This window comes from Geminocystis sp., from assembly GCF_041753295.1.
Lineage (GTDB): Bacteria > Cyanobacteriota > Cyanobacteriia > Cyanobacteriales > Cyanobacteriaceae > Geminocystis.
This window is the reverse complement of record NZ_JBGSUU010000018.1, coordinates 1-13,030: the sequence shown is the minus strand read 5'-3', so window position 1 is coordinate 13,030 and position 13,030 is coordinate 1. Positions and strand designations below refer to the sequence as shown.

General features: G+C 31.7%; 9 protein-coding genes and 1 tRNA gene. 6 read left to right on the top strand and 4 right to left on the bottom strand.

The window, feature by feature from the left end; translation table 11 throughout:
- Positions 1-38: 38 nt before the first annotated feature.
- From ACEW8E_RS01310 to glmM, 3 genes are all read left to right on the top strand, one after another.
- On the top strand, positions 39-644 hold the full coding sequence (locus ACEW8E_RS01310) for a 2-dehydropantoate 2-reductase (RefSeq protein ID WP_373478535.1): 606 nt from the start codon (positions 39-41) through the stop codon (positions 642-644).
- A gap of 48 nt (positions 645-692) precedes the next feature.
- Positions 693-1,562, top strand: coding sequence for a lipid kinase (locus ACEW8E_RS01305; protein WP_373478534.1), 870 nt, complete (start codon positions 693-695; stop codon positions 1,560-1,562).
- A gap of 231 nt (positions 1,563-1,793) precedes the next feature.
- Positions 1,794-3,221: a phosphoglucosamine mutase gene (glmM, locus tag ACEW8E_RS01300; protein ID WP_373478533.1), complete on the top strand. Its 1,428-nt coding sequence runs from the start codon at positions 1,794-1,796 to the stop codon at positions 3,219-3,221.
- Here the strand turns inward: glmM and ACEW8E_RS01295 are convergent.
- Complete coding sequence (locus tag ACEW8E_RS01295; protein WP_373478532.1) at positions 3,218-5,434, bottom strand: CHASE2 domain-containing protein; 2,217 nt, start codon at positions 5,432-5,434, stop codon at positions 3,218-3,220. The genes glmM and ACEW8E_RS01295 overlap by 4 nt on opposite strands.
- 92 nt (positions 5,435-5,526) lie before the next feature.
- Here ACEW8E_RS01295 and ACEW8E_RS01290 point away from each other — a divergent pair, with 92 nt between their 5' ends.
- Positions 5,527-6,042, top strand: a complete 516-nt coding sequence (locus tag ACEW8E_RS01290; RefSeq protein WP_373478531.1) for a hypothetical protein — start codon at positions 5,527-5,529, stop codon at positions 6,040-6,042.
- Positions 6,043-6,121: 79 nt separating this feature from the next.
- Positions 6,122-7,009 (top strand): hypothetical protein, encoded by an 888-nt coding sequence (locus ACEW8E_RS01285; protein ID WP_373478530.1) that lies wholly within the window; start codon positions 6,122-6,124, stop codon positions 7,007-7,009.
- Positions 7,010-7,191: 182 nt separating this feature from the next.
- Here ACEW8E_RS01285 and ACEW8E_RS01280 read toward each other — a convergent pair whose 3' ends face one another.
- Positions 7,192-7,566 carry a hypothetical protein gene (locus ACEW8E_RS01280; RefSeq protein ID WP_373478529.1) on the bottom strand — a complete coding sequence of 125 codons (375 nt, stop codon included), beginning with the start codon at positions 7,564-7,566 and terminating at the stop codon, positions 7,192-7,194.
- A gap of 120 nt (positions 7,567-7,686) precedes the next feature.
- Positions 7,687-7,760: transfer RNA gene (locus tag ACEW8E_RS01275), tRNA-Pro, on the bottom strand.
- 109 nt (positions 7,761-7,869) lie between these two features.
- Between ACEW8E_RS01275 and recQ the strand changes: the two genes are divergently transcribed.
- Positions 7,870-9,993 carry a DNA helicase RecQ gene (gene recQ / locus ACEW8E_RS01270; RefSeq protein ID WP_373478528.1) on the top strand — a complete coding sequence of 708 codons (2,124 nt, stop codon included), beginning with the start codon at positions 7,870-7,872 and terminating at the stop codon, positions 9,991-9,993.
- Positions 9,994-10,098: 105 nt separating this feature from the next.
- Here the strand turns inward: recQ and ACEW8E_RS01265 are convergent, their stop codons facing one another.
- Positions 10,099-12,723: a DNA polymerase III subunit alpha gene (locus ACEW8E_RS01265; protein ID WP_373478527.1), complete on the bottom strand. Its 2,625-nt coding sequence runs from the start codon at positions 12,721-12,723 to the stop codon at positions 10,099-10,101.
- Between the last annotated feature and the right edge of the window lie 307 nt (positions 12,724-13,030).

Here is a 13,030-nt window from a genome sequence, read left to right as displayed (position 1 = left end):
ATATACCAATATAAACTTTTCCTCGAAAGATTATCACAGTGAATTTAATTAAACGTCCTATTTATCCTCAAAATATTCCTCCTAATTCTAATTATCCCTTGGATCATCCCATTATGGGAATTCTTCCTCATCCAATGCAATATCGTGCTATTGGTATTGTTGAAGGTAAATATCAACCATTAGAAAATACCCTCACAAAAGGAGTTATTATCATCTCTGATAATCAAATTTTTGATTCTGTTTTATTAGGTAAAACTATTAGCGCAGTCAAAAATCATATTGACTTAAATCAAGTACAAAATTGGGTAGTTTATCCTCATCGAATACCTGAAACCAATAAATTACATTTTCAAATTACTGGTATTTATTTTCCTAAAAATATTGATGATATTTTACCTAAAAATTATTTTTCTATTCGAGGAGAAGTACTTTATTATTCAAAAAAAGAGCAAAAAGTTATTGTTAAAATATGTAAGAATAAAACTTTATCGAATAAAAGAGTAGAGTTTTTTAAACTAGAATTAGAAGGAAAAATACCTGATAATAGTCTTAAACATTTTTACTCTTTTAGTGCCACGGTAGAAGATACGAAAATTATTATAAAACATTATATAGATTTAGGTTTAATTGCTGTCAACTTTTAATAATTGCTAAATTTTTTTCTTTAAATTCTTCATTCTTGATTCATTTTTATGGGTAAAAGAGCTTTATTATTAATCAATCGTCATTCTCGCAAAGGAGAAAAATCCTTACCTTTAGCGGTAGAATATTTTTATAGTCATGATTTAGAGTTAATTATTAAGCCTGTCAAACATCCCGATGAATTAGGGATAGTGGTTAGAGAGTATCAACATCAAATCGATTTTGTCATTGTTGGCGGTGGTGATGGTACTCTTAATGCTATTGTTGATAGTTTAGTAGCCACAAATTTACCTTTAGGTATTTTACCATTAGGTACTGCAAATGATCTCGCTCGTACTTTAAATATTCCTTTAACTATGAAAGAGGCTTGTGATGTGATTGGTAAAGGAAAACTCAAGTCTATTGATTTAGGAAGAGTTAATGGTAAATACTTTTTTAACGTCGCTAGTATGGGATTAAGTGTTGATATTACCGAAAAATTATCCCGTGGTATGAAACGTCGTTGGGGAATTTTAGCCTATGGTATCACTGCGTTACAAGTTATTAGCTCTACAAGGCGTTTTCGGGCTACTATTAAAGTCGATGGTGAAGTTTTTAATGTCAAAACTATTCAAATTGCTATCGGTAACGGCCTGTATTATGGAGGCGGTATGGCGATCGCCGAAGATGCAGCTATTGATGATCAGAGACTAGATTTATATAGTATAGAATTAAAACACTGGTGGCAGATTTTTCCCTTAATTTGGGGTTTACCAAAAGGGCATCATCATCAATTAGACTGGGTTAGAAGTATTGAAGGAAAAGAGATCGAAATTTATACCCACAAATCTTACAATATTAATACCGATGGCGAAATAACTACTATTACCCCAGCCAAATTCAAAGTTATTCCTCACGCTTTGAATGTATTTGTACCCTAGTAGTAATGAGTAATGAGTAATGAGTAATTAATTTCTAATTCCTAATTCCTAATTCCTAATTCTTCAAGGATAGAAGACAGGAGTAATTCATAATTTCTAATTCCTTTAGATTATTCCCTTAGATTTATTTTATGTTTTTAAGTTATAATCCCACTTAAATGTAAAATTATTGGGAATGTTAAGGGCATTTTCCTTAATTGATACAAAATACTTTTGTGTGAGGAATTAAATATGGTACTTTCTTTGACTAAAAACTCCTTAGATTATAATACCCCAAAACCAAGCGATCGCTTACCAGAAAAACTATTCGGTACAGATGGTATTCGTGGAAAGGTAGGAGAATTATTAACCCCAAATTTAGCGCTACAGGTAGGGTTAGCCGCAGGTAGTGTTTGGCAGGAGTTTAAAACCGCTCAAGGTGTTGTTATTATAGGACAAGATTCCCGTAATTCTAGCGATATGTTATCAATGGCTATTACATCGGGGTTGACTTCTTTAGGGTTAGAAGTATGGAATATTGGTTTATGTCCTACTCCCTGTGTTGCTTACTTAACCAAAACCACAGAAGCCATTGGCGGCATCATGATTTCTGCTAGTCATAATCCTCCAGAAGATAACGGTATTAAGTTTTTTGGTTCAGAAGGTACTAAACTAGATAAATTGTTAACTAGCGCCATCGAAAATACTCTACGAAAAAATATTGATGGTGATATTAATTATCAAGATGGTAAGTGTGGAAAAATTCTTCAACACCATCATTTAGTACAAAATTATGCCCATTTTCTCAAAACTTCTCTTCCTCCAAATTTAGATTTCAGTGGGATGCGTATTGTTTTAGATTTAGCTTGGGGAGCGTCTGTAGAACTTGCACCATCTATCTTTCAGGCTTTAGGGGCAGAAGTTATTGCTTTACATCCTAGGGGTGATGGCGATCGCATAAATGTTAATTGTGGTTCAACTCATCTAAACAAATTACAAGAAGCAGTACAAAAATATCAAGGAGATTTAGGATTTGCTTTCGATGGTGACGCAGACAGAGTTATGGCAGTAGATGCCCAAGGGCGTATTATTTGCGGTGACTATATTCTTTATCTATGGGGTAAATATTTAAAAGAACGAGACTTATTACCTGATAATCTATTAGTAAGTACCGTTATGGCAAATTTAGGTTTTGAATTAGCATGGAAAAAATTAGGCGGTAAATTTTTGCGTACTGCTGTAGGTGATCAATATGTTCAAACCGCTATGTGGGAAACGGGTGCTATGCTAGGAGGTGAACAATCAGGGCATATTCTTTGTCATCATCATCATTTTTCTGGAGATGGTATTCAAACTGCATTACAATTAACTTCTCTTATTAGACAGCAAGGAGATTGTTTAGTTTCATTAGTAAATGATAGCTTTATTCAGTATCCTCAAGTATTAAAGAATATCAGAGTAGAAAATCGAGAAAAACGTCTTAATTGGCAAGATTGTACTCCCTTACAAAATGCTATTACCAAAGCTGAAGAAGCCATGGGAAATGAAGGTAGAGTGTTAGTAAGGCCATCGGGTACAGAACCTTTAATGCGGGTAATGGTAGAAGCACAAAACGAGAATTTAGTCAATTATTGGACAGATTATCTAGTTAAAATAGTAGAAGAAAATTTTGTTGATTAAGAGTTGATAGAAAAGATAATTTTTTCTGTGGAAAGAGATAAATAAGTAAAATAAATTTGAAAAGAATTATTACTAGAATCAACAGTAACTACTTTACCATATATATCTTCTGAAGCAGGAAAATCTATTAAATTTAGTTTTAAATTATCCAAAGGATTTGGGAATAAATAGTTATCAATATTTAAGGTGATTTCCGCTCCTTTTTCAATATCTTTAATTATAATTTTCTTAATAATTCCTTCGGAATAAACTTGAGTAACATCTTTTTCACTTAAAAGAGAATATCTAATCTGAAAATGATTTTTTAAACTAATTATTTCTTCTTCTTTTTCAGGTAAATATAACTTAAATTTTCCTTCTATTCCCACTATTTTATAAATATTAATAGCCTCTTTTACTCCTTTAGGGGAAACTCTTTTTTCCTCAGCAATATTAACCTCTGATTTGAGAATATTTAAGGTTTTTTCTGATATTAAAATCTCTCTACCTTTTGTATAAGATTCGATACGATAAGTCAGATTAACTTCACTACCAACAATACCATATTTAGCCCTTTTTTCCGAGCCAATATTCCCCACAACTACTTCTCCTGTGTTAATGCCAATGCCCATTTTTAAGGGTGAATATCCCCATAATTTCATCTGTTGATTAATTTCTTCCATGGCTAACTGCATGGCTAAACTACAAGCTATCGCCCTATCTGCATCGTCTTTACGGTTAACGGGTGCACCAAATAACACTAAAATTCCATCTCCCATAAATTCGTCAATTGTGCCTTGATATTCGGTGATAATATTCGCCATAAATCCCAAATAATAGTTAAGGATTTTCACCACTTCTTCTGGAGGTAAAGATTCGCTAACCGCAGTAAAACCTCGTAAATCAGAGGTAAGAATAGTAATCTGTCGTCTTTCTCCGCCTAATTTCACTCCTTCGGGAGTTTCTAGTAAAGTATTCACGATTTCCGCACTTAAATAACGCCCAAAAGTTTGTCTGATTTTACCAGCATTACGAGCATTATATATGGTAATACTTCCTGCTGCACTAATTAAACCCATAAAAGGAGGAATTAAAGGTATCCACCAACTCATTAAAAAAGCGATATAAACAATAATAACTAAAATAATTTGACTGGAAATAAAGACAATAATTTCTTGTAAAAAATGCTTTTTTCTTCTAAATATCCATGTTATAATTGCTCCTATAAATGTCCAAGTTATAATCCAGACATTCTCATAGGTTTTTGACCATGTTTTGATCAAAGATCGATCATCAATGGCACTACTAATAATTTGACTAACAATATTAGCATGAATTTCCACTCCCGCCATTCTTTTATCGGGGGAATTTGTATAAGGAGTTAAGTGAATATCTTGGAAACTTTCTCCTACAAAACCAATTAAAATAATTTTATCTTTACCCCAATTTTCAGGTAATTTATTGTCTAAAACATCGAATAAACTAACGGTTTCAAAATGGTTAACATTGCCTCGATAATTAAGTAAAATTTGATAACCACCACTATCAGCATTACTATAACCACCATCGTTACTTTTAAAAGGAATAAAAACTGTATTTCTAAATTTCCAATACTTATCTTTTTCCGTTATTTCAAGATTAATATTTTTTTTCTCTAAATAAAGTGAAGCTAAATACATTCCCAAACTCACCTGAATATTTTTTCCTCGATATAAAGCTAACAAAGCGCGGCGAATTTTATTATCTTGATCTAAAATAACATCATTGAAACCTATTTGTTTTTTTGCTTTGAGGATGGGTGAAGCCTTGACTCGATATTGTCTGTTATCCCCTATCATCTTCTCAATGCCAATAATATTTTTATTATTTTCAAAAATTTTTGTTAGTTCATCAGTACCGAGAGGAATAGGTACATCTCGATAAACGTCTAATCCGATGGCGACGGGTTGAAATTTTAGCAGTTTTTCGAGCAATTTTGCGTAAATTCCGTCAGATATTAGTGCTGTACCGATTTTTTCGACATCTTCCTCTCCTATACCCACAATCACTACTCTATTATCTCTTATTTGTGGCGATCGCATTTTAACTAATAAATCAAAAGCAAATAATTCTAAGGGTTGAAATAAACCGAAATAACGAGTAATGATAATAATTAGAGAAATTAAAGGAGTTGTAATCCATACCCCTCGCCATTGCCACCAAAAAGATTTTCTGAGTAGTCTATTTTTCGCCATGGAAATATTAATTTAATTTAGTTACTTATCTTAACAAGAAAATGAAAAAAAATAAGCTAAAATAACCTTGTAATCTCTATCTTTAATTAAAGATGAAAAATAAAAAAATCTCTAGTTTTATTATCTCCTTTTGTTTATTCTCTCTATTACTTTTATCCTCCTGTACTCCTCAACCACCTTCTCGTTTTGAAGGGGCTCAACAAGAAAGTATTTCAGCAGGAAATAAAAATACTGCCGTTGATAAAAACGCAGTAAAAGGGGCAACTTTTAATCAATTTTTTCCTAGTAATAGTGGCGAATATGAAAGAATTTTCACTCAAGAAAAAGGTGGTTTTGTTCAGGCAAAATTAAAGAAAAATGGAGAAGATTTAGCGACATTAGCTATTTTTGATACTATCAGTAACCCCAGTGCTAAAGACGATTTTAAAAATTCTACAGATAAAATTAATGGTTTTCCTGCCGTACAAAAAGGTTCTAATAGTACGGCTGTTTTAGTGGGCGATCGCTATCAAGTTAGTATAAGATCTAGTAATAATGATTTTGGCATTGAAGAAAGAAAAGAATGGTTAAGTAAATTTGATCTTAATAGTCTTTCTAAAGTAAAATAAGATTAAAAATAAACCTAATTATTAATAAAAATAAGGTTAGAATATTTCTTTTATTAAATATCTATAAACCACTAAAAAAATGAGTAAATCAATTTTTGAATTAGTCGATAACTTGCCAAAAAATAATGTTACCACCATGGTATTAAATTCCCTCGATTTCGCAATACCGGGGAAATGGCAAAATACCACAAATTTTGAACAAATGATTCGGGAAGTAACAGGGGAAAGCGATGAAGAAATGATCCAAAAAATTGGCGATCGCGCGGTATGGTTGTTTAATGATAAAACTCAAGGCTATCAAAATGCTTTATGGTTGTATCAAAATGTTGACAAAAGTGATTATGCTTTAGGTGCAGCAGCGTTAGCCAATAAAGTAGGCTCAAAAATAGGCTTTCTTAACTTTCTCAATCGTTTAACTCCTAACAACGAAAAAGCTCAAGCCATAGATTTAGCCATAAAATTAGTAGTAGAATTAGTGGCGTTTTGTCAAATAAACGGCTTACCCGGAGATAGTATCGGGGATTTTGTGGCTGCATTAAGAGAATATCAATCAGACGCATTAATGCGCATGACGGCGTTAATTTGTATCGATGGTTTAGTGCCTTTTGGTGCAGATTTTATTATGAAAGTTGAATCAACTTTAAACAACCTTTCTACCCAAGAATTAAATAATAATGCTGGATTTTCTAGTGTTAGTAAACTGATTCCGGGCAACAATTCTGAAGGAAAATTACAGTTTATTAGTAATAGTTTTGAAGCTGTAAAAAGTTGGATGATAGGCTTTGTTAGTAGTCATAATTTAACCCAAAATGAAGTTATGAAAAACCTTAGTAACTTTGTCGAATTTTCTGAAGATAAACTCGATTATGTTGCTGCATTCCTTGATATGTCAACTAATTATTTTGAACATACAGGCACACAATCCATTGCTAGAAGTCTAATTTCCAGAGCAATGATGGAAGTTTAACTACTTAAAAAGGAAGGATAAGTATTAAATAAATATTATACTTATCCTCAATGTTTTTAAATTATTATATGTAACTAATTTACTGATAATTTGACAAAAATAGTTAAATGTTTTTATCCTTTATATATAGTAAAAAATTAAAAAAATTAAATAAATATAAGGGTATTTTTTCGCTATTTTAATTAATAAAAAGCATCTAAATCAAGAGCTTGAGAACCACCTTCTAATAATAATACAATTAATTTTTTCAACTGTGTCCAAATTAACGCAGCAATCAAAATAGTTAAACTACCAGAAATAGTATAGGACAAAACACGATTATAGGTAAAAATTTCTAATCCCGCCGCCAGAAAAACACAAATACCGACACAAATACCCAAAAAGGGTAATTTTAAGATAGAAATTTCTGCCATATTAACTTTTATGCCTTTTCTCCCTTGTTTGCCCCATTTATTAACTTGTTGTTTCAATGCCGCTTCAAAAGCTAAACCGCAGGTAACACCGATAAAAAAACCAAAAAATAAAAGTGCGATAGGAGGTTCAGGTAAATAATACATATTTTTGTGTAAAAAGAAAATTAAATCATAACTGTTTGTTACAAAATATTAACATCTTTTCGCAATTAAAACTTAGACATCCTTCAATTAAGTAAAACATCTTAGAGTATTCATTTTAAATCGGGATGACAGGATTTGAACCTGCGACATCCTGCTCCCAAAGCAGGCGCGCTACCAAGCTGCGCTACATCCCGTTATTAACCTTATTAATCATAACGCAATAAAAGTTTTTCTGCAAGTTTATAATTAATTACCTTATTTCAGTATATTATTGAATTATTAATTGTTCATTATTCATTGCTAATGGCTTCTTTACAACAATCATTAAAGCAATACTTCGGTTATGATAGTTTTCGAGATGGACAAGAAGAAATCATTACTCAAGCATTAGAAAATAGAGATTTATTGATAATAATGCCCACAGGAGGCGGTAAATCCTTATGTTTTCAACTCCCAGCCTTACTTAAAAAAGGTGTTGCCATCGTTGTTTCTCCTCTTATCTCTTTAATGCAAGATCAAGTTACTGCTTTACAGGATAATGGTATTGGGGCTACTTTTCTTAATAGTACTCTCGATTTTCAGGAAGTGCGTCGCCGAGAGCAAGATATTTTATCAGGAAAAATCAAATTACTTTATCTTGCCCCAGAAAGGTTAGTTAGTGAAAGATTCCAAGATTTTTTAAATACCATTGCCTCTACTATCACTATTTCTTTTTTTGCTATGGATGAAGCTCATTGCATTTCAGAATGGGGGCATGATTTTCGTCAAGAATATCGTCAATTACGACAATTACGTTTTCGTTTTCCTGATATTCCCCTCATGGCTTTAACCGCCACAGCAACCACGAGAGTGCAGAAAGACATTATATGTCAGCTTAACTTAATAAATCCTGCTATTCACCGTTTTAGCTTTAATCGTAGCAATCTTTATTATGAGGTGCAACCACGTCAAAAACGCACTTATCAACAAGTTTTTAACCTTCTTCGGTGTTTAGATGGTTCAGGTATTATTTATTGTTTTGCTCGTAAAACAACTGAAGATTTAGCCTCTCGTCTCCGAGAAGATGGTATTTCTGCTTTACCCTATCATGGTGGTTTAAGTGATGAAATGCGATCGCAATATCAAAATAGTTTCATTCGAGATGATGTCAGAATCATGGTGGCAACGGTGGCTTTTGGCATGGGAATTAATAAACCAGACGTGCGTTTTGTGATTCATCATGATTTACCTCGTAACGTTGAAAGTTACTATCAAGAGTCAGGAAGGGCTGGAAGAGATAGTGAACCTGCTAAATGTATTTTATTATATAATCCTAATGATAAGTATAAAATTGATTATTTTATTAAACAAAAAAGTACTTTACAAGAGCAAAAAATCGCTTATCAACAGTTAACAAAAGTCATTGAATATGCTGAAACAAATTATTGTCGTCGAATTATACAATTAGGTTATTTTGGAGAAAAATTTAAAGGTAATTGTGATGGTTGTGATAACTGTTTAAATCCTAAAGAAATTGAAAATTGGACAATTGAAGCTCAAAAGTTTTTATCTTGTGTTGCTCGTGTTGATGAAAAATTTGGTATTAAACATATAATAGATATTTTAAGAGGTTCAAGGGCAGAAAAAATTTATAAATATGGACATCATTTATTATCAACTTACGGTATCGGTAAAGATAAAACTTCTAATCAATGGGAATATTTAGGAAAATCTCTTATTTATCAAGGATTATTAAATCAGACTAATGATAGCTATCGAATTTTAAAATTAAATACAGAAAGTTGGGAAATATTACGGCTAAAAAGACAAGTAAAAATTGCAGTAGAAAATAATAGCATTGAGAAAAGACTAACTGAATTTAATCCTAAAGCCTTAGAAATTGAGTTATTATTGAATAGACTAAAAAAATTAAGAAAAACATTAGCTGACAAAGAAAATATTGCACCTTACGTTATTTTTGGTGATTCAACCTTAAAAGTTATGGCACAAATGCAACCAAAAACTATAGATATTTTAAGTAAATTATCAGGAGTAACAGAATATAAATTGCAAAAATATGGGGATAAATTTTTAAGAGAAATATTAGCGTTTTGTCATCAAGAAATTTTACCCGTCGCTTTACCTAATCAGACTCAAATGAAAACTTTACAGCTATATCAACAAAATTTAACCATAACAGAAATTGCTAAAGAAAGAGGTTTAACAGTAAGTACTATTATTAGTCATTTTGTGGAATTAATCAAACTAAATCAACCCATAAATTTAGATAAATTTGTTACCCCCGATAAACAAAAAACTATCATTAATATTATTAATAAATTAGGCAATCAACCCTTAAAAGTAATTAAAGATAAATTAGGAGATAATTATACTTATGACGAAATCAGATTAGTCAAAGCATGGCAAGGAAAAATAAGTAACAAGTAATAAGTAAATTTAAAAGAAATCTAATCTTTTTTGATGCACAAATTAATAATCATAGAAAAGAAAAAAAACATAAATTAACTAATTAATGAATAGAGTTTTATACCTTTAAAATTGAGATTCAAATAAGTCTAAATCTTCTTCAAAAATTTGATCTATAGGTAACATTTTACCGTCTTTTACCATCATTTTATGATCTTTTGTTGCTCTAATAATTCTACCATCTTCTAATTCATATTCAAACACTTCCTGCATTCCTCTATCATGCCATTGAGCAATAAATTGAGTATAAATAAAACCATTTTTATCCACACTATAAACTTGACAATTCAGATTTTTTTCCACTATTTTCTTAATAGGAATTGCACCATATTCCACTGTTAAAATTTCTGTATCGCCACTTAAACAGTATTCCGCAAATTGCACCATTTGTTTAAATAAACTCTCTGCAATTTCTTTTTTAACACCGTTTTTCATCGAACCATCTATAAAAATTTCTCGATGTTTTTCCATCTCCGAAGCCTTTTTTTTACCCATGGCACGACGTAGCAAATCCGCTTCTCCCAAAGAATAACCTGCTAAATCTTGAGCCATTTTCATAATCTGCTCTTGATACACAAGTACTGCGTAAGTTTCCTTTAAGATAGGCTCAAGTAACGGATGATCATATTTTATTGCTTCTCTACCGTGTTTACGGTTAATAAAAATCGGGATTAAACCAGCATCAAGAGGTCCAGGGCGATATAAGGCTAAAATAGAAGAAATATCCTCAATTCCTGACGGTTTTAACTCTTTAACAATTTCTTTCATGCCGTCAGACTCTAGCTGAAAAATTCCTTCTAAATCTCCTCTTTCTAAAAGTTTATGAGTTTGTGCTACATCATTTGGTAACTTCTTACTTGTACCTTTAGCGATAATTTCTAAGGCTTTTCTTTCCCCTAATGGCAACTCATCCACATCAATTATTATGTTTTGATTTTGCTCAATTAAGTCCGCCGTTTTTTGAATTGTCGTGAGATTTTTTAAGCCTAAAAAGTCCATTTTTAATAAACCTAAAGACTCTAAATCTTCCATAAAATATTGAGTAATAACTGAACCTTCATTATTTTTTTGTAAAGGTACAATTTCATCTAATTTTTCACTAGAAATTACTACTCCAGCCGCATGAACTCCGAATGTTTTATTTGTACCTTCAATTCTCATAGCCATTTCTAACCATCGCTTAACATGAGGCTCACTTTCGTATTTTTCTTTAAATTCTGGAGATGGTGTTTCCTCAGAAATCATCACTTTTAACTTAGCAGGTTTTCCCCTAGAGACAGGAATTAATTTCGCCATATGATCTGCTTCCGCATAAGGTATAGCAAGTACCCTAGCCACATCTTTTAATACTGATTTTGAAGTTAAACGGTTAAACGTAATAATTTGTGCAACCTTATCTTCTCCGTATTTATCTGTGACATATTTAATCATTTCTTCTCTTTTATCTATGCAAAAATCCGTATCAATATCAGGCATAGATTTACGTTCAGGATTTAAAAATCTTTCAAATAATAAACCGTGATGAACAGGATCAATATTGGTAATTCCTAACCCATAAGCGACTAAAGATCCCGCCGCCGAACCTCTTCCTGGTCCTACTGGAATATTATGATCTCTTGCATATTTTATATAATCCCACACTACTAAAAAATAGGTACAAAAACCCATCTTTTCCATCATCTTTAATTCATACTCTAAACGCTCTCGATATTCTAGGGGAACTTCATTTCTTTGATAACATTTTAATCTTTTTAATAAACCTTCCCAAGTAACTTCTTCTAAAAAACTTTCGGCATTATGTCCTACAGGTACTTCATAATTGGGAATGCGAGGTTCACCTAATAGATTATAAACTTTAATTTTATCCGCTATTTCTAAGGTATTTATAATCGCTTTTTCGATGGTTTCTTCCTCAAGATGATCCCTAAATAATAACCGCATTTCTGCTTCTGATTTAAGGTATTCTGTCCCTGAATAACGCAGTCTTTTTAACTCATCAATAGTCTTTTTCGTATTAATACATAAAAGTGCATCATGGGCTTCTACATCATTACAAGAAATAAAATGAGAATCATTGGTAGCAACTATTTTTATGTCTAATTTATTGCTAATTTTGACAATTTCAGTATTGACTATTCTATCTTCTTGTGAACCATGATCTTGAATTTCTAAGTAAAAATCATCCCCAAAAACTCCTTTATACCACTTAGCAACTTCTTTCGCTCTTTTATAATCTCCCTGTAAAATTGCTTGGGGAATTTCTCCTCCTAAACAGGCACTTGTAACAATTAAACCTTCATGATATTTTTCTAATAACTCTTTATTAATACAAGGACGACCAAATGGCCCTTTCCCCTGCATTCCCTGAAGGTGAGATATAGTCGTTAATTTGACTAAATTTTGATAACCTTGTTTATCTTTTGCTAAAACAATTTGATGATATTTTCTAATTTTTTTATGCTGTTCTGTAATATCCGCATTAATCACATACATTTCATTCCCAATGATGGGTTTAATGCTCTTATTCATGCAGTTTTTAATTAATTGTATCGCACCATACATCACACCATGATCCGTAACGGCGATGGCCGGCATATTCAGTTGTATAGCACGTTCAACCAACGCTGGAATTTGAGAAGCACCATCGAGAAGACTATAATCAGTATGAATATGTAAACCAACAAAAGACATTAAGTAACCATTAGCTATTGAAAACTACTAATCTATCTTACAAAGATCTTCACCATTTTGACGGATATTCTTTATTCTTCTTCAGAATTTTGATTATTTTTTGTATCGGTATTCTGATTAACATTTTCATCCCAATCAGAGTCATAGCGATTCCAAGGCAAAATCGGTTTGGCGTTGCTGAATTAAGGTATGATTTTTAGATAAAGGGGTCAAATTATCAAAAATAAAAAAATGATACAATGTCCAGAGTGCGGGTCTAAACATATTCACAAAAATGGAATTAAAAAAGGAAAGCAAAATCATCTTT

Coding starts and splice junctions, on each gene's coding strand:
- ACEW8E_RS01290 (WP_373478531.1), top strand. CDS start 5,527: ATGAAAAATAAAAAAATCTCTAGTTTTATTATCTCCTTTTGTTTATTC.
- ACEW8E_RS01280 (WP_373478529.1), bottom strand. CDS start 7,566: ATGTATTATTTACCTGAACCTCCTATCGCACTTTTATTTTTTGGTTTT.
- ACEW8E_RS01265 (WP_373478527.1), bottom strand. CDS start 12,723: ATGTCTTTTGTTGGTTTACATATTCATACTGATTATAGTCTTCTCGAT.
- ACEW8E_RS01285 (WP_373478530.1), top strand. CDS start 6,122: ATGAGTAAATCAATTTTTGAATTAGTCGATAACTTGCCAAAAAATAAT.
- recQ (WP_373478528.1), top strand. CDS start 7,870: ATGGCTTCTTTACAACAATCATTAAAGCAATACTTCGGTTATGATAGT.
- ACEW8E_RS01305 (WP_373478534.1), top strand. CDS start 693: ATGGGTAAAAGAGCTTTATTATTAATCAATCGTCATTCTCGCAAAGGA.
- ACEW8E_RS01295 (WP_373478532.1), bottom strand. CDS start 5,434: ATGGCGAAAAATAGACTACTCAGAAAATCTTTTTGGTGGCAATGGCGA.
- glmM (WP_373478533.1), top strand. CDS start 1,794: ATGGTACTTTCTTTGACTAAAAACTCCTTAGATTATAATACCCCAAAA.